The 18032-nt window shown below is 43.0% G+C and carries 19 protein-coding genes; 3 read left to right on the top strand and 16 right to left on the bottom strand.

The window, feature by feature from the left end:
- Window positions 1–79: 79 nt before the first annotated feature.
- From avrA to prgH, 10 genes are all read right to left on the bottom strand, one after another.
- Window positions 80–988 (bottom strand): type III secretion system YopJ family effector AvrA, encoded by a 909-nt coding sequence (avrA, locus tag ACLJQD_RS02700; protein ID WP_077907223.1) that lies wholly within the window; start codon window positions 986–988, stop codon window positions 80–82.
- 160 nt (window positions 989–1148) lie between these two features.
- A complete protein-coding gene (gene sprB / locus ACLJQD_RS02695) occupies window positions 1149–1904 on the bottom strand; it encodes a transcriptional regulator SprB (RefSeq protein ID WP_017441148.1) in 756 nt (251 codons plus the stop codon).
- Window positions 1905–2288: 384 nt separating this feature from the next.
- Complete coding sequence (gene hilC, locus ACLJQD_RS02690; protein ID WP_000243998.1) at window positions 2289–3176, bottom strand: invasion transcriptional regulator HilC; 888 nt, start codon at window positions 3174–3176, stop codon at window positions 2289–2291.
- Window positions 3177–3521: 345 nt separating this feature from the next.
- Window positions 3522–3974, bottom strand: coding sequence for a type III secretion system effector protein OrgC (locus ACLJQD_RS02685; RefSeq protein WP_000612177.1), 453 nt, complete (start codon window positions 3972–3974; stop codon window positions 3522–3524).
- A 15-nt stretch (window positions 3975–3989) separates the two neighbouring features.
- The gene (orgB, locus tag ACLJQD_RS02680) at window positions 3990–4661 is read right to left on the bottom strand and encodes a type III secretion system linker protein OrgB (RefSeq protein WP_000916655.1); all 672 of its coding nucleotides are present in this window, start codon (window positions 4659–4661) and stop codon (window positions 3990–3992) included.
- Window positions 4618–5217, bottom strand: coding sequence for an oxygen-regulated invasion protein OrgA (gene orgA / locus ACLJQD_RS02675; protein WP_077907222.1), 600 nt, complete (start codon window positions 5215–5217; stop codon window positions 4618–4620). Before orgA ends, orgB begins: the two co-directional genes overlap by 44 nt.
- Window positions 5189–5947, bottom strand: coding sequence for a type III secretion system inner membrane ring lipoprotein PrgK (gene prgK, locus ACLJQD_RS02670; protein ID WP_000621238.1), 759 nt, complete (start codon window positions 5945–5947; stop codon window positions 5189–5191). The genes orgA and prgK overlap by 29 nt, the downstream gene beginning before the upstream one ends.
- Window positions 5944–6249, bottom strand: coding sequence for a type III secretion system inner rod protein PrgJ (gene prgJ / locus ACLJQD_RS02665; RefSeq protein WP_000020431.1), 306 nt, complete (start codon window positions 6247–6249; stop codon window positions 5944–5946). Before prgJ ends, prgK begins: the two co-directional genes overlap by 4 nt.
- A gap of 18 nt (window positions 6250–6267) precedes the next feature.
- A complete protein-coding gene (gene prgI / locus ACLJQD_RS02660; protein WP_000235229.1) occupies window positions 6268–6510 on the bottom strand; it encodes a type III secretion system needle filament protein PrgI in 243 nt (80 codons plus the stop codon).
- 24 nt (window positions 6511–6534) lie between these two features.
- Window positions 6535–7713, bottom strand: a complete 1179-nt coding sequence (gene prgH, locus ACLJQD_RS02655) for a type III secretion system inner membrane ring protein PrgH (RefSeq protein ID WP_000450196.1) — start codon at window positions 7711–7713, stop codon at window positions 6535–6537.
- Window positions 7714–8028: 315 nt separating this feature from the next.
- Between prgH and hilD the strand changes: the two genes are divergently transcribed.
- The 3 genes from hilD to iagB all read left to right on the top strand — a co-directional run bounded on the left by hilD (window position 8029) and on the right by iagB (window position 12209).
- Window positions 8029–8958: a transcriptional regulator HilD gene (gene hilD, locus ACLJQD_RS02650; RefSeq protein ID WP_000432699.1), complete on the top strand. Its 930-nt coding sequence runs from the start codon at window positions 8029–8031 to the stop codon at window positions 8956–8958.
- A 1089-nt stretch (window positions 8959–10047) separates the two neighbouring features.
- Window positions 10048–11709, top strand: coding sequence for a transcriptional regulator HilA (gene hilA, locus ACLJQD_RS02645; protein WP_001120085.1), 1662 nt, complete (start codon window positions 10048–10050; stop codon window positions 11707–11709).
- Window positions 11710–11726: 17 nt separating this feature from the next.
- Window positions 11727–12209 (top strand): SPI-1 type III secretion system invasion protein IagB, encoded by a 483-nt coding sequence (gene iagB / locus ACLJQD_RS02640; RefSeq protein WP_000558930.1) that lies wholly within the window; start codon window positions 11727–11729, stop codon window positions 12207–12209.
- A gap of 53 nt (window positions 12210–12262) precedes the next feature.
- On the opposite strand, the gene sptP is transcribed toward iagB, so the two are convergent.
- The 6 genes from sptP to sipD are packed head-to-tail and all read right to left on the bottom strand — an operon-like array spanning window position 12263 to window position 17978.
- Window positions 12263–13894 carry an SPI-1 type III secretion system effector GTPase-activating protein SptP gene (gene sptP / locus ACLJQD_RS02635; protein WP_017441146.1) on the bottom strand — a complete coding sequence of 544 codons (1632 nt, stop codon included), beginning with the start codon at window positions 13892–13894 and terminating at the stop codon, window positions 12263–12265.
- Window positions 13881–14273, bottom strand: a complete 393-nt coding sequence (sicP, locus tag ACLJQD_RS02630; RefSeq protein WP_001147851.1) for a chaperone SicP — start codon at window positions 14271–14273, stop codon at window positions 13881–13883. The genes sptP and sicP overlap by 14 nt, the downstream gene beginning before the upstream one ends.
- A gap of 26 nt (window positions 14274–14299) precedes the next feature.
- Entirely contained in the window at window positions 14300–14560 is a 261-nt protein-coding gene (locus ACLJQD_RS02625) for a hypothetical protein (RefSeq protein WP_072103491.1), read from the bottom strand.
- Window positions 14561–14603: 43 nt separating this feature from the next.
- Window positions 14604–14852: an acyl carrier protein gene (locus ACLJQD_RS02620; RefSeq protein ID WP_017441144.1), complete on the bottom strand. Its 249-nt coding sequence runs from the start codon at window positions 14850–14852 to the stop codon at window positions 14604–14606.
- A gap of 18 nt (window positions 14853–14870) precedes the next feature.
- The gene (sipA, locus tag ACLJQD_RS02615) at window positions 14871–16928 is read right to left on the bottom strand and encodes an SPI-1 type III secretion system effector SipA (RefSeq protein ID WP_017441143.1); all 2058 of its coding nucleotides are present in this window, start codon (window positions 16926–16928) and stop codon (window positions 14871–14873) included.
- Between the two features lie 18 nt (window positions 16929–16946).
- On the bottom strand, window positions 16947–17978 hold the full coding sequence (sipD, locus tag ACLJQD_RS02610) for an SPI-1 type III secretion system needle tip complex protein SipD (RefSeq protein ID WP_017441142.1): 1032 nt from the start codon (window positions 17976–17978) through the stop codon (window positions 16947–16949).
- Window positions 17979–18032 lie beyond the last annotated feature (54 nt).

Here is an 18032-nt window from a genome sequence, read left to right as displayed (position 1 = left end):
CAGGAAACATACGGTCATAATATAGAGTAGTCTTATGGCGCTGGAAGTATTTTCTCTGGCAGGCAACCTTATAATTTCATTACGGTTTAAGTAAAGACTTATATTCAGCTATCCTTTTTTTATGAGCGGATATAGAGAGTTTTTTATCGTTTAGCATAACGGCATTGTTATCGAATCGCTCATAAAGCGTTTCATTCTTTTTGTTTACTATACTGCTTCCCGCCGCCGGATTGGCCTGCACATATTCATTTAATCGTTGTACGCCTTGAGTATGTTTGTAAAAACTCACCGGCAGATAACGGTCTGCTTTATCAGACGGGAGAAAAGGTTCCTCACCACACAGACGTTCACAAATATTATCTTCATGAATTTTTACTAAGTTCATAAATTCAAGATGAAGTTTTTTGGCGAGCGCCAGGCTAAAAATACCGCATTCAGAAGAGCTTCGTTGAATGTCCAGCTCGACCATAGCAAAATAACAATCAGGCAGTTGTTCACGTTCAAGAGCTGCTTTGGTCCTCAACGCCAGTAAAGCAGGTCCAAAAGCGCTACACGCTGCTGGTTCGAACAAAATCACCGATGTCTTTCCGTCCATAACTCTAAAATCGACGACTGAAATATGGATACCTGAACTTCCCATATTTACGAGAAATCGGGCAGATTCAACGCCTTCCATTCTGGTCTCCTTTATAGAGGAAACAAGCTCATGGACTGACATAACAAATTTAAGATTTAACTCTGGATACTTCTTATTGGCCTGTGCAACAAGAAAAGGCATCATTTCGAGATCGGTTTCCTCGTAACTGATATGAATCCAGCTGCCATCTATAATTTCACTTTCCAGACGCTCAACAATACAGGTCAATGCTTCGGTGTTTAGCTCCCCGCTGACGTCAGGCTGAGGCGATAAACTCGCCCCCATATTACGAGTCGTAGGACTTAGCATACTTTTCCCTTCACATGATAGCTCCTGCACCGAAAATATCATCTTTAACTTTTCAGATTCAATATATTGCCTGCAAAAATATGCCTCAATGATTGAGCCAGGCTACCAACCACCTCCGGATGATTATATATACGAATTACTACTCAAAAAATCTTTTTTATAATAAAAGCTCAACACATGGTCATAAATGATAAAAAATAGTTTAATTCATTCCTACCGCAATCGGTAACGCGCAATTATCGTCAGGTACACCAGGGTTATGTGCAAAAGCAGTGCGCTGTAAATGCGCGTCTAGTTTCAGCCCCCGGAACAGCGATAGCGGTGAAGAGTCCATCCCCAAACGATACATAACCTTCTTACGATAAATACTGACGGTTTTTGTTCCCAGACCAAATTTTTTCGCCAGTTCAATTGCCGGATGTCCGGAGGATAATAATATCAGCAGCGCATATTTCGCCTGAGTGACGCCGGGAGGTAGATTCCACCAGGCGTATTGATTGATATTAAACAATACCTCTTCCGGCGTCTCGCCGGCATTAAAAGCATACGTAGCAGCCACGGTTTTCTTTTGTGGCCTGTGGCAGAAACGCAGCCAGGCTTCCGGAAGACGTAGCTTCTCTCGATCCGAGCGGATAGCGCAGGATAGTTCGTCTTTTAAAACATAATCCATAACGCCAAAATATTGCAGCACACAGCGATCGATATAATACAAGCGATCTGCCACTACCAAAACTTTACGGTTCTGCAACCGCGTTTGCAACGCATGAAAAAGATAAACATGCTCATGCGGGTTCAAAGCTAAAATCAGCCCGGCGTCCGGCATATCGGATAGAGAATGCAAAAGTGCGGTTAATGAGTTACACGTTTTAACGCACTTTTCCGGATATTTTTGCTTAAAAATAGACTGAAGGGCATAACAATTAGTCCAGTTAATACCGTATATAATTACATTTCTCATTTATTTATCCTTTTTTGAAAACTGACCACAGCTTCGGTAATGATTTTTCTTCCTGGGCGACTACTGCGCAAGTAGATAACGCCTTCTTACTACAAAGGTAATAAGACCAGATACGTTATTACATGCGCAATGTCGTTACCGAAATGAATTCCTTTTACAAATCTGATAATGATTAAATTTGCTGTTTTACTTTACTGTAATCTCTTAGAGTACAACCATTGCCCGGCGCCTGGCGGCCATGTATGTCTGACAATGAACGCTTTCGATTCCCTTTCATTAACTATATATCACTGGTGTAGCGATACTGAAATATACACTACGATTAAAAAAATATTTGGTATCTGTAACGCAAACAGATAGTAACGTTTAAAATAATTTCACAAATCAATGGTTCATCGTACGCATAAAGCTAAGCGGTGTAATCTTAAAATGCCGTTTAAAAATAGCGATAAAATAAGAAGGCGTATCATAGCCACACATCGTCGCGACTTGTGAAATATTTCCAGCCCCCATACGTAATAATTTTATAGCCTGATTCATACGAGCATCCAGGTATATTTTGCTAAAACTCACCTCTTCAGCGGCCAGTTTTCGCTTCAGACTTGATACGCTCATAAACAGCTTTCCTGCCACCTCAGCCTGTGACCATTTGCGGGTGAGATCGCTGATAATAATGTTATAAACTTTCTCTTTTGTCGTAATTTTTATTGCTCGCTCAAGGAAGTCAAACCCACCGGGCTTACGTACAAATGCCGATATAAGATACATCAATGAGAAATATGAATAATCATGATCATCAATACTCACGTTACTACAAACCCGTGGACATGCCACACCATGCAAAATAGAGTCAAAAGTATCACTCATCCCTGGCAACAAGTCCGCATGAAAAAAATACTTTGGTTTCGTTTTTAATGATAGCTCTCGATCATTATAGTTTCTTGTACTGTAAAAAACTTTGTAGAATTTTTGCATTAAGTCATAGGAAACTTCCAGTGAAGAAAAATCAATATGCCCTTCTATTTCGCTCATACTAAGAGTGATTGTTTGATCTTTTTCCAATAAAAATAAACACGGCGCAGATTGTTCGATGAACTCCCCAAATTCGTTTTCAATTCGCAAACTGCCTTTATTAAGTTTAAATAATAAGCAGTTTGCGACATAATAGTCTCTTACGTCAGCTAATCCATTTATTAATGGAAATTTGTTCGGCTGTTGAAGGTGATTATTGCTAATGGCCTCAACTGATTTATTCATTGAAGGCAATACCATATTTTATCCTGTGTGCTATAAGGAACTCAAAATCGTTATATTCTTATAAACAAATAATTAAAACTCACAGAGATGATTTAAATCCGATTTTTTTATTATTATAGCCAATAATTACATTCCAACGCGCGTTCATTTCGTCACAAAAAGATACTCTTACAAACTTTATGCACAATTTTGTAATGGAAGCTTACAATATTAATATAATCATTTCAGAATAAAACGCCTGATAGACACCTTAATAATCCATATACATCAATAAGATAGATACACTGGCATGGTGCATTTTCTGCATTATTTGCTAATATATACACCATACCTTATCACAAATCGCCAGCAATGGGGGGTTCACCAGTCAATTGCCTCTTTGTTTTCCCCGCCCGATAAAATAATCTCCTGCATCCAGGAGGTCATTTGTGACTGCGCATTCATTGTACCAACTAATACCCCGTTTAAAGCCTCATATAAATGAGTGCCCGGTTCAACTTTTGCTAACATGTTTTGTAGCATAGCCGTTTGCTGCTCAAAAGAAACAAAAGCCGAATCACCACTTTTAGGATCTTTGAAGGCATTCATCTCCTGATAAATGCTATCTTTAAGCGTTTCAGAAGAGGCTGACTCAGGAAGCGCCAAAAGTCGTTGGTAGAATGCATCATAAAGATCAACGTCGCCGCCATTGCTTAAAGGCGCGCTATCCACATTATTCAGCATAGCGGCCCTGGCACTCAACGAAACCACACCCGTCGCTTCAGTATCCGCTGTCGGGACCAAATAAGAAGTCGGAATCGTACCCGGTATCACCTTATAACCTCCATTTTACAATGCTTGCGTTTTTGTCTTCCATTCATCAATAAGTGCGTTAATGGCGTTATCAGAAATTGTCCGGCAGTCTTGTGGAAGTTCATCAAGATGATGCTTAATGACGCCTACTGCCGTTTCAACAAATTGTTCAGGTGAAAATTCTGCGATCTGATCGCCGCAACTCATGATAAAGCGCTGTTCCTGATGATATTTAAGATTAAAAGTGCCTGGCCAGTTCTCCATAAGCAACACCATCAGTTTTTGGTGATCTTTTTTCGCGTTAACTGGTAGTGTTAAAAAAAGTTGCCCCTCAGGCTTATCGAAATCCCTTAGCCACTCATCCAGGACGGTTAAAAGCGTTTCGGGATGGTCGACCGCAGCTGAAAATAACTCGCGGGCATAAATCTGTATTTTTTCCATCCACTTCCAGGCCATTGTCTGATTATCAGTAAGATAAGCGGCGACCTGCTGTAACGCGTCTATCATTCCCTGCTCGTAACCTTCCTGATAGGCGTACATCCGCAAGGTCTTTGCCTCTTCTTCCGCCTCTCGCAAAATACGCTTAGCCCGTTGATGCGCCTGCTGTTCTAATCTTTCAATAGAGAAATAACGTTCCAGCGTTTTACGCTTTATCAGTATCCCCTCAACAGGCGAAAGCGGGGACGGAATTGGGATATTTTTGAGCATATTGTAAGGCCAGTAGCAAAATTGACATTTCTACAGCATCCTGCTTCGATGCCTCCTCAATAAATGGAGGAAAAAGCAAAGGAAAACGCTGTGCTAAAGATTCAGGTAAAAATTCATTCAGGGCATTTAACTGTGCATACCCGACGCTAAGTAAAAACTGGTGATTCGGCGCCTTATTGCAGACAGATAAACTTGTTCCCTGATGCATTGCCAAAAATGCTTGCGCCCAATCCGGCAGGCCAAGCAAGGCTCCCTGCCTTGCCAGATCGGCTCTCAGTTTATGGCAACCGAGTAAATACGCTACTTGCGGCAGTCGGCGCCACTGACGCAGCCACAGCTGCGTCAGTGAGTTTTGAATACACTCCTTTTCTCCGTTCTTAAGCCGCCATGCCGCCAGTATTAACTCATTTGCCGCCGCCCTGGCGGCGGGTCTGACAATCATTTCCGGCGCTATCTGCAACCGCTGAGGATGGATATACGATAACGGATCAAAAATGATTCTTTGCCAGATAATGGGTAATGGCTGCCTATTCATTTGACGATTTCGCCTTATCATCAGCCGTTATGCCTTTCTTATTGCGGGCATAATGGTTTTTGTAATACCAGACGCCAAAGCCTGCTGACATCACGGATAACAAAATAATCAACACAATCCAACTGGTTGCAAAAGAATTACGTTTTACTGGTGTGCCGGGAGCCTGTAATTGGGCATCAGAACGTTCTGACAACACAACAGAAATGTTGTCATAATCCACATCGGCAAAACTATTCTTTAAGAAACGCTTGATATCGCTGATCTGATGCGCAAGCGGCGAACCTCGTTCATATACGGCTAATGCCGACAGATGAACAGGTTTTGGCGGACGGCCATTTTCACCAGCATCAATATCATAACTAATATGGACCCTGGCGGAGAGCACGCCCTCCATCGTCTGTAATGACTGTTCCAGTCGCTGTTCAATAGCCGAATATAACCTGGCCTTTTCAGCTCGCGGAGACGATACCAGCGAATCCGCCGGGAACATCTGCGCTATTTCCACCCGTGGCCGGGGAGGAAGCTGATAAGTTTTAATCCAGTACACCGCAGCGGTAAAATCAGGCTCAGCAACAGTAATGCTATAGCCCAATTTTCCGCTATCAATTTTATTCGCCTCTATATTGTGCATTTGCAGAACGGCAATGACCTCATTAGCCTGTTCCTGGTCCAGTCCTTTTAAAAGATCCTTATCCTTACAGCCGGCAAGGGTCATTACCAGCAGAAAGGTATATAGATATCGACGAATCATGAGCGTAATAGCGTTTCAACAGCCCCGACTCCTTTACGAGTAAGGGTACTTACCATAGAAACATACAGGTTATAATCTGAAATCATCTCTTGCGAAATAGCCAGCTCTTTAGGATCCGTCACCAGATTAGGGTCCTCAATCCTGTTGGTAATCGTCTGTTTATCCACAGCCGTGGCAATCGCCGAACCAGAAAAAGCCTGGAGTAGCCGGTCATCCAGCGAGACAATGTCCGTTTCCATAGACCTGATATTGACCGCCTGCCCTATAACGGCATTCTCAGGGACAATAGTTGCAATCGACATAATCCACCTTATAACTGATTAACGGAAGTTCTGAATAATGGCAGCATCAATATCCTTAAAGACTTTTACCGTGTTCGATTGCGCGTTACGGTACAAGTTATATTCCGAGAGCTTACTCTGATACGCCGCCAGTAGCGCCGGATCGGAGGGTTTTGCTGCTAATTTATCCAGCGCATCTGTTACCTGCGTTTGTAGATCCTGAACGCCCGTATCAAATTTTGCTGAGACGTCATCCAGATAGCCTGACCAAGGTGTTGCCATAATGACTTCCTTATTTGCGTTAAATTAAAGTGGGCTTGGGAAATACCAATGGCCTGGGCTCATTTTGATATAACCTTCCGCCCCGTACTGAAATGAGCGCCCCTTGAGCCAGTCATCTTTTAATTCGATCGCAAACTGCACATAGCGTCCTCCCCATGTGCGGTAATAGCTATCGACAAATTGACGGGCTCTGAGTATTTCTACATCATCAAGCGCCCCCTGAATAACAAACGTTACGCCCCCCTTATGATTCCTGCGGGAATAAGGTAACGCCTGCTGTTTTAGCCCCGCTTCCGCCTGGCCTGCGGCGGTAACATCGTCCATCAACGTGATGTTAACCGAATCCGCGTAAGGCATTAGCGCTCTCAGCTTTTGACTTAACACCTCGAGCTCTTTCTTGCTCATCGTGTTTCGCTGGCGGCTTAGCCAGAAAACGGGTTTACGCGGCTCATCGAAATGAAGCCGATAATAAGCCAGCTGCGGATAATAGGTATCCAGCCAGGTAGAGATACGCTTATTTTCTTCGTTTTCGTTAATCACTCGCGCATTTTTATCATAATCGCCCCTCGCTAAAACCTGGCGAGCCCACAGCGTATCTCTTTCATTTTGCGCAGCGACATAGAGCATTTTGTCCCGTCCTGGCAACACCTGAAAGCGCTCTTTCTCCTGCCCCAATAACGAATCGAGCTCTGCGGCCTGCCGCTGCGGCGAGTTAAGTATCCATAACGTCCCCACCGTCCCAATTCCCAATATAAAAAACCCGGCCAGTGCGGCTACAATTCCGTTTTTAAAACGCGGCTCGTTCTTTTTTGCAGACGTTTCTAACTTCTCTGGCTGCTCGGGCACCCACGGCTCGCTTTCCGGGCGAATCAGGATAAGCAATTCACCGACCTGTATTGGCGTATTTAATTGCACCGAACGAGATTCAGAATTTCCTTCTTTCAGCTCATGGAGTATAATTTCGGTCGCATCCGTATCCACCTGGATTTCAAAATTTACTCCGCCATGGTCCAGCGGGATAAAAAAGCTATCGGCAGGTATATCAGGGAGTTGGCCTGAAGCAGTGAGCGCATCACTCTGACCTACCACAAAGAGTGTTCGGCCTGTCAGCAATGGAAACTCACAGCCGTTCAGTGAGCTGTTAAGTAATCGAACTATGTATGGCCCTGGGCTTGTTATCGTCTTCTCTTTTGATGTTTCCATATATACTGTTAGCGATGTCTGTCGTTCTCGATAGCAGCAGATTACCGCACAGGACACAGGGATTCCTGATGAAAATAGAATGAAAAGTGAGAAATAAAATCAATTTATTCTGTATAATGCGTCTCAACACATATTAAAAGAACCATCATCCCCATTGGGGCTTAAACTACTGTAGATAAATTACCCAAATTTGGGTTCTTTTGGTGTAACAATCAGACCATTGCCAACACACGCTAATAAAGAGCATTTACAACTCAGATTTTTTCAGTAGGATACCAGTAAGGAACATTAAAATAACATCAACAAAGGGATAATATGGAAAATGTAACCTTTGTAAGTAATAGTCATCAGCGTCCTGCCGCAGATAACTTACAGAAATTAAAATCACTTTTGACAAATACCCGGCAGCAAATTAAAAGTCAGACTCAGCAGGTTACCATCAAAAATCTTTATGTAAGCAGTTTCACTTTAGTTTGCTTTCGGAGCGGTAAACTGACGATTAGCAATAATCACGATACGATTTACTGTGACGAACCTGGGATGTTGGTGCTCAAAAAAGAGCAGGTAGTTAACGTGACGCTTGAAGAGGTCAATGGCCACATGGATTTCGATATACTCGAGATACCGACGCAACGACTTGGCGCTCTCTATGCACTTATCCCAAACGAGCAGCAAACAAAAATGGCGGTACCCACAGAGAAAGCGCAGAAAATCTTCTATACGCCTGACTTTCCTGCCAGAAGAGAGGTATTTGAACATCTGAAAACGGCGTTCTCCTGTACGAAGGATACAAGCAAAGGTTGCAGTAACTGTAACAACAAGAGTTGTATTGAAAATGAAGAGTTAATTCCTTATTTTCTGCTGTTCCTGCTTACTGCTTTTCTCCGACTCCCGGAGAGTTATGAGATCATCCTTAGCTCGGCTCAGATAACGTTAAAGGAGCGCGTTTACAACATTATATCTTCGTCACCCAGTAGACAGTGGAAGCTTACGGATGTTGCCGATCATATATTTATGAGTACGTCAACGCTCAAACGGAAACTTGCAGAAGAAGGTACCAGCTTTAGCGACATCTACTTATCGGCAAGAATGAATCAGGCAGCAAAACTTTTACGCATAGGCAACCATAATGTTAATGCTGTAGCATTAAAATGTGGTTATGACAGCACGTCCTACTTCATTCAATGTTTCAAAAAATATTTTAAAACTACGCCATCGACATTCATAAAAATGGCGAACCATTAACATTTTTTGTATCTGTCACTCAAGTAAATATTTTTATTAAAATTGTAATAATTTAAAATTCAGACTGCGCATTAACACGCTATATCAGGATGGGAGGCTATTTAATATCATTGTTCTGTCCGGAAGACAGCTTATACTGATATCTCTGGTAATTTAAAGTAAGGCTGATTATATAACACGATTTTTGTGAACTTGTCATCGCTATGATGACTGGTAAACCGATATTGCCTTATTCACAGCGTAAGAATTCGTCCAGATGACACTATCTCCTTCCGGCTTTAACCCTGTGGATTAAGGCCGGCATTTTATTCATATTTATACATCATCCGTTCCCTCTGAGAACTATTTGCCTGAACGGTCTACACCGAAACAGTCACGCTTGTTAGCTTTCTGCCAGGTATACCTCTTCTCTTCATCCTGATATCGATATAATGCCTGGGGGCCAGCCTGAGGATGATACTGCTCATAACCCCCCTGCCTTTTTGACGCTATAGCTGAAAGGAGTAAAGAAAAGACGATATCATTATTTTGCAAAAAAATATAAAAATAAGAGCACCATTAAAAACAGTCTTTCATTTATATTTTGACACCTAAGACAAATTACACTCTTAAACTTCCAACGAATGGTCATTTAGTGGAAATCTTCGAGAAAAATGGTTCTGATGGTGTAATTATCAGACCATTAACCATGAAGATATAATAAGCAGCATTTACACCCCCAAAAAATGCAGTAAGATAGCTACAAAACTAATCTCTATTGCAATGAGGCCAAGTTAAATATGTAAATATTTAGATGCCCGGCGCTGACTCTCTGCTCCAGGATATACGACAGCGTCCATTCGATAATCACGGTTAGTTATAACAATATTATTACCAACATGTCAGTTATTTAAAGCACAGGCATAAGCTAAATAATCAAATGTTAAAAACATATAAACCCGAGCCCGTACAATATGACATTAAGCTCATAATAAAAGCTCAACCTGACCGTTAGTACTAACAGCAGAATTACTGAAACAGTAGACTCTATCCTAACGACTTGTATTAGCTATTATAACTTTTCACCCTGTAAGAGAATACACTATTATCATGCCACATTTTAATCCTGTTCCTGTATCGAATAAAAAATTCGTCTTTGATGATTTCATACTCAACATGGACGGCTCCCTGCTACGCTCAGAAAAGAAAGTCAATATTCCGCCAAAAGAATATGCCGTTCTGGTCATCCTGCTCGAAGCCGCCGGCGAGATTGTGAGTAAAAACACCTTACTGGACCAGGTATGGGGCGACGCGGAAGTTAACGAAGAATCTCTTACCCGCTGTATTTATGCCTTACGACGTATTCTGTCGGAAGATAAAGAGCATCGTTACATTGAAACACTGTACGGACAGGGCTATCGGTTTAATCGTCCGGTCGTAGTGGTGTCTCCGCCAGCGCCGCAACCTACGACTCATACATTGGCGATACTTCCTTTTCAGATGCAGGATCAGGTTCAATCCGAGAGTCTGCATTACTCTATCGTGAAGGGATTATCGCAGTATGCGCCCTTTGGCCTGAGCGTGCTGCCGGTGACCATTACGAAGAACTGCCGTAGTGTTAAGGATATTCTCGAGCTCATGGATCAATTACGCCCCGATTATTATATCTCCGGGCAGATGATACCCGATGGCAATGATAATATTGTACAGATCGAGATAGTTCGGGTTAAAGGTTATCACCTGCTGCACCAGGAAAGCATTAAGTTGATAGAACACCAACCCGCTTCTCTCTTGCAAAACAAAATTGCGAATCTTTTGCTCAGATGTATTCCCGGACTTCGCTGGGACACAAAGCAGATTAGCGAGCTAAATTCGATTGACAGTACCATGGTCTACTTACGCGGTAAGCATGAGTTAAATCAATACACCCCCTATAGCTTACAGCAAGCGCTTAAATTGCTGACTCAATGCGTTAACATGTCGCCAAACAGCATTGCGCCTTACTGTGCGCTGGCAGAATGCTACCTCAGCATGGCGCAAATGGGGATTTTTGATAAACAAAACGCCATGATCAAAGCTAAAGAACATGCGATTAAGGCGACAGAGCTGGACCACAATAATCCACAAGCTTTAGGATTACTGGGGCTAATTAATACGATTCATTCAGAATACATCGTCGGGAGTTTGCTATTCAAACAAGCTAACTTACTTTCGCCCATCTCTGCAGATATTAAATATTATTATGGCTGGAATCTTTTCATGGCTGGTCAGTTGGAGGAGGCCTTACAAACGATTAACGAGTGTTTAAAATTGGATCCAACGCGCGCAGCCGCAGGGATCACTAAGCTGTGGATTACCTATTATCATACCGGTATTGATGATGCTATACGTTTAGGCGATGAATTACGCTCACAACATTTGCAGGATAATCCAATATTATTAAGTATGCAGGTTATGTTTCTTTCGCTTAAAGGTAAACATGAACTGGCACGAAAATTAACTAAAGAAATATCCACGCAGGAAATAACAGGGCTTATTGCTGTTAATCTTCTTTATGCTGAATACTGTCAGAATAGTGAGCGTGCCTTACCGACGATAAGAGAGTTTCTGGAAAGCGAACAGCGTATTGATAATAATCCGGGATTATTACCGTTAGTGCTGGTTGCCCACGGCGAAGCTATTGCCGAGAAAATGTGGAATAAATTTAAAAACGAAGACAATATTTGGTTCAAAAGATGGAAACAGGATCCCCGCTTGATTAAATTACGGTAAAATCTGAGAGAGGAGATATGCATTATTTTTTTATCATCGTAATCTGGTTGCTTAGCATAAATACAGCATGGGCTGATTGCTGGCTTCAGGCTGAAAAAATGTTCAATATTGAATCCGAACTACTTTACGCTATCGCCCAGCAGGAATCGGCGATGAAACCTGGCGCCATTGGTCATAACCGAGATGGTTCAACCGATCTTGGCCTGATGCAAATTAACAGCTTCCATATGAAAAGGCTGAAAAAAATGGGGATTAGTGAAAAACAGTTGTTACAGGACCCCTGCATTTCTGTCATTGTTGGCGCCTCCATTTTATCAGATATGATGAAAATCTACGGTTATAGCTGGGAGGCCGTTGGCGCTTATAATGCGGGGACGTCACCGAAACGATCGGATATAAGGAAACGTTATGCTAAAAAAATTTGGGAGAATTACAGAAAATTAAAAGGGATGTCAGCAGAAGAGAAAAACAAAAGACTTTCTATCGCGGTAAACAAATAATTATACAGAAATAGCTTACTTTCAGATAGTTCTAAAAGTAAGCTATATTTTTATCAGCTTGCCGTCGTCATAAGCAACTGGGCTTGCATTGCTTTTAGTTGTACAAACTGTGAGGCGTCTTCCAGCATTCTATTGTTCCGTGAATCCCGGAAATCTGCACGTACCTGCTCCAGATTACTATGAGGATTATCCTTAAGTACAAGGGCCGCCGCCATCGTTCCGGTTCTTCCCACTCCGCCCAGACAATGAATCATCGGTAAATGCTTATCTGATGAACTACGCCCCGGCGCGCCATTTTGGTTACTATTTTTCACAATATCCGCCAGGTATTCTAACTGATTAGTAGACGGTAACGGCTGGTGATCTGGCCAATTTTTGACATGTAATACCGGGATTGTATACTGCTTTTCTCCGCAGGACAGTTGCATATTGTATTGGTCTACCGCACCTCCCTGACTGGCTGAGCTCACTTTTTGGCTGTTGGTATGCACCTCGCCAAAGGTGTAGCTCCCTCTGAAATAGGGTGGTAATTGTTTTGCCTGCATCTGATCTTCCGACGTTAACACCACCAGGCACGAACATTCTTTTTCAAGAAGCATTTTCATATGCGCTTCCAGCGCATCCGGCGTATTTTTTGGGTACGAACCGGCTAATGCCACAGGCTTACCGTCAAAAGTTAACGTATTCACTGGCACAGGCATTCCATCGCTCAGTTTCACCTGGGTTTGCTGATTAATTGGAATGCTGCTGACCGCAAACCGTGCCAGGCCCAGTGTCGGTCCGCTCATCGTCTGTGGCATTGGCGCGCCGGCTTTTATTTTCTCAAGTTCAGCTGTAACGTTTTTCAGTTCTTTAGCAATAAAGTGAATTTTTTTTACAGCCTGGGTTAATTCATGGGTAGAGGCTTTATCAATCCACCTCTCAACCACTCCCCCACAGGTTCCCCATTGTGAGAACCTGTCTGCTCCTATCTGAATATTTGTTAACGTTGTAACATAATCATTAAGTTGTTTAGCCTCTGGAATTTTATTTAAATTCTGTAAATTCGTCATTAATGAACGCAGCGGGCCGTTACCTGAAGCCATCTCCTGGAAGTTTTCTCGCAGGCTATTTCCATCCATTTGTTCCAGTTGCGGTAATGTTCTTTTAAGTCCCTTTAGCGCGATATCGAGTAAAGGTTGCTTACTTTCTGCTCCAACATCGTTATTTTTTTCTGCCACTTTTGTATCGCCGCCTTTTATGACTAAAGCGGCATTCCTGACACCAACATTATCCTTACTATTAATAAGGTTTATAAACCCTTCGTCAGCAGCTTTTACACACTCCGTGATCTGCACTGCTAAACGTTGGGTAAGGGGTTTGTTCATATTTATACGGGACATTAACAGTGCGTCATTAACCGCTGTTTCCCCATATTTTTCCGTTAGTGCATGGAGAAATGTCTGTAAAATCTTTTGGTCCTGTACTCTGATATTTTCCGTATGTTTTTGCACCACTTCAGTGTTTTTAAATAACGGCATTTTTCCAAGCCAGGTTAATACTTTTGACGAAAATTTTTCAGGCGCAACATATGCCTTATCAGTATTTTCCTTAGCAATATAAAGTCGGGCATCATTCGACACACCAACTTTTGAAAACGAAGACAACGTTAAATTATTCAATTTTCTCTCCTCATACTTTAGCATATTCCTGCAGTATGTTTTTGAGCGCTTCCTGCTGATTCACAAATGACTCAAGCTGCGATATAATATGGTAAGTATTTGTCAGATCGGTAATTGCATGTATAAACAACAACGTCTCTGCAGCATCAATATACGCTAACGTACCTTCATTATTCGCAGCCAGTTCACCATTAATCACCATAATCTGCCGCCAGATAGAATCGCCACAAACAGGCGATAACGGTATAATCATACCGTTCAATAACCAGATATCATCTTTAGCTTCAATAGACGTAAAAATATCGCTATCGAGTAGTAATAAGCACTGATTGTTGTCGTCAAAAGTGAGCGGTAAACCCAATTTCTCACCAATATTAGCGATAATATCCTGGTGTGCTTGCAATTTACTTTCCTCTTGAATTATATCTTTTATAAGATTGCTTCTTCAAATTTAATCTGGTTACATGATGTTTTGATGCATTTTCGCGCCCATCGCCGGGCGCAATATTTCTCTCCTTTAATCCAGTAGAATAGCCATTCACTACGCATCGGAACACATATCAGCAGCTCCTTCGGATCATTTTCAACATGACGTAACTTGCCTTTAATAACAAAACGCGAACTGTCAGCAATATCATCATATATTGCAGCCATACCTGAACCGGGTACTATATGTGTGATGATTTTCATAACAATTAATCTTGTTCAATTGTTGTCGAGCGAGAGAAAAATACTACACCCTGGACTCAAGACTTTTTTTAACAACACGACATATATCCGCAAAGGTCGTCATATCAGGAAGATCGTTTTCATTACAACTAATGTCAAACTCCTCACTAAGACCAAATACAATATCAATTAAATCCAATGAGTCAGCGTAAAGATCCTCAACCAGCTGGGTCTGACCATTGATACTATCAACATCAACGGCAATACAGGAGGTGATCACTTTTTTGACTCTTGCTTCAATATCCATATTCATCGCATCTTTCCCGGTTAATTAACGCTGCATGTGCAAGCCATCAACGGTAGTAATAACCCGATCCACGCCAGGTTTATTCAGGTATGACTCGTAAGCCGGGCCAGCTCGCCAGCTGCCGTCTCCGATAAGGCCGTCCAGCACATTACTTAACACATAGTCAGTTTCCCCTTTTAGCCTGGTCAGCCCCGCCTCTCTGGCAAACTGCTGTGCAATCTCAGCCAGTTTTTCTTTTTGTGGATGATGAGTAATGACCTCTTTAAGCGTCTCCATTTTCGCTTTCAATTCTGGGTGCTTGTCAATATCGCTACATTGCGCTTTCAACGCTGCACTCTTTATCGTGTCATTGGGTAATATTTCCGCACGCAAGCCGTCAAACGCTCTGCGTACAGGAAACGGTGTAGAGGCATCCGGCTCCAGGGCTTTACGTATCACCCCCAAAAACGTCTCACGGGCGTCGAAATGCATTGAATGCATATTCGTAACGCTCGGTACTGTTGAGAGGAAACTATTTTGCTTAAACTTCAAACCAGAAAATGGGCCAGTCTTATCTGTCTGGCTATTATCATTATCGGTCGTACCGGCTTTATTACCTGTAATTACCGTCGAGTCTGATTGTAAGGTATCGATTTTAACATTCTCGACGCCAGCCAGTTGACTGGCAAGCGGCTTCACATTCACAATCTCTGCCGTCTGGCTTTGCTGTTTATTATCATCAACGCCGTGCACCGTGGCCTGTACAGGCTTGCCGATAATGTTCTTGCTGGTTACGCCATCAACTTCATCAAAAGAGGGTGTTTCACCCGTAGTGCCCTTTTCTGACGTGACCACCTTTCCATCTTTACTTTCGGATGAAGAATTGGTCACAGCCTCTGCCGTCGCATGAGCCGTGACGTCAATTTTACCCGCGATGCCATGGTCAATTGCCCCTGTGCTGGCGCTGTGTGCCGTCTCCGTTTGATGCGTAGTCGAATCCACACGCGAATGACTATGACTTACGTTACTGCTGTTAGTCGAATGGTGTGACTCGCCATGGCGTTGGCTGTTATCAATAAATGTTCGGCTATTATCAATCGTCTTCCGGCTATTATCATGGTTGCTATTATCGATATGGCGCTGGCTATTATCGACATGGCTTCGGCTATTGTTAATATGCTTACTGTTATCCACGCTATGGCTACTGCTATCAATATTAATATTGATATTAATACCCGTAGGTTCTGCTTTTTTCCCACCATCAGGTACTGGTCCAGCCGCAGGTTCCGGAATTTTAGGGTCAGGCAGTTTATCTGCAGGAATTTGTGCAAAAACATTACGTAGCAGCAGGGGTATCAACGTTTGCGTTTCAAGGTGCCGGGCTTCCCGTCCTACGCTGGTACCCTGCTCTTGCGTTAATTTTTGGTGGCACATATCAAGCGCCTCAACCGCCTTCGCCGCCGCTTTGTCAACAAGCTGCGTAAGACTGCTGCGGGTTAACGGATCCAACGTACAGCCAAAGTTATGTTCAATGCAGCTGGCAATATAGGGCATCACCTCCTGCATAACAAGATTCGTCGATAATTTACTTAATTCACCGCCAGTGTTATTTTTGATGATATCTAACAGCTGCTTTTCCAGGTTTTCCAGCTTCGCTTCCGCTTTCTTTGTTTCTGGCAGCCATGGCCCAAAAGCTGACTTTTCTTTCAGGCCATCTTTTATGATTTGCGCGGTATACTCTGCCCCCACCTTCATCAGTAGCGTCTTCGCCGCAGGAGAATCACTGGTGGCGTTGAGCGCTGAACGAAAGAGCCCGGCAAACTCCATTATCGCTTTCTTACCGGCGACATTATTTGAATTGGTAAAAACTTCTTTTAACGCCTCAGCGTCTTTCCCGCATTTAAACAACGCATCCAGACTCGCCTGTTTGATCAGCGCGGGAAAATCTTCCAGTTGCGGGCCTCTAATTTCCCCTGACAGCGTCGTTGTGGCACTTTCTCTGACTGCGGAAAGATTCGCCGCAAGATTCGTGGCCTGCGTTTTGATCTCGGTCTGCATACCTGGCATTATGACGGGGGGCTGAGTCCTTACACTTGTAACCATTATTAATATCCTCTTCTGTTATCCTTGCAGGAAGCTTTTGGCGGTTTCCAGGCTGCTACTTATCGTACTGCTCAGCACTTTTACCAGGTTGTCGTATAATGAATTGGCATTGCTATATTTTTGCGTCAGCGTCTGTAATGTGGTTTTCAGATTTTCTTCCTGCGCTTTAAAACCCGACTGCCAGGCTTGATATTTGGCGTTATCCATTTCGAGTTTTGAATCTTTTCCCGGCGCGCCTAAACCATCAATATCCTGAACCATTTTTTGTAATGGCGTCAGATCAACGGTGACGACATAACCGGATCCATAAGATTTCAGGCAGCTATTCGGCAAATTCAATTCACTGAGCCACTGTCTCGCTTCCGCTTCAGTAGCTACTTTAACGCCGCTGCCTGACTGCGCTGGGAATAAAACGGTATTACTGTTTATTTGATTATATTTATTGACTAAACTGTTTAAATCATTTTTGAGTGAGGTAACATCTAGCTTAACGGTATTACCGTCCTTACCTGGTAATAACCAGCCTCCCATTTTGGACAGAATGTCACTGAAGGCCTGATAAAAATCGGTATAGACTGCGACAACATTTTCATAAACGCCCAGATAGCTGTCACCTATCGCCGATATATTTTGGGAAACCATATCCCAAATCTCAGCATCAGAAATGGTTGTTCTCGGCTGCGCCATAGGTGAAGCGCTAAATAAGGCCGACGTCGGCGCAGAAAACGCGCTCCGCAGGTTCTCATTTTGTTCTGCGGATAATGACACGCCAGACTTCGCCAGCGCATTCAGGCTGCTGGTCAACTGTTGGCGCGCCAGCGTGCGCTCGTCATTATTCTCTTCAGAAATCGGTAGCGTTGACTGCAGCGTCTGCTGTGCCTGCTGGATTTTAGTAGCCGCCTGCGATAATGAAATGATATCTGTGCCGCGATGTTCTGTGGTAGACGGTACCACGGCAGCCTCGACATGCTCGCTCGCCGAGGGAGTCTGCGACCGTTCGGCAACGATCCCCGGATGAGGAGAAGCGGAATAATTTTGAATATTAAGCATAATATCCCCAGTTCGCCATCAGGAGCGCGATTAAATCACACCCCTGATGGCGTA

This window comes from Salmonella sp. SAL04214 (assembly GCF_046550615.1).
In the GTDB taxonomy this organism is placed as follows: Bacteria; Pseudomonadota; Gammaproteobacteria; order Enterobacterales; family Enterobacteriaceae; genus Salmonella; species Salmonella enterica.
This window is presented reverse-complemented; position numbering and strand designations above follow the sequence as displayed.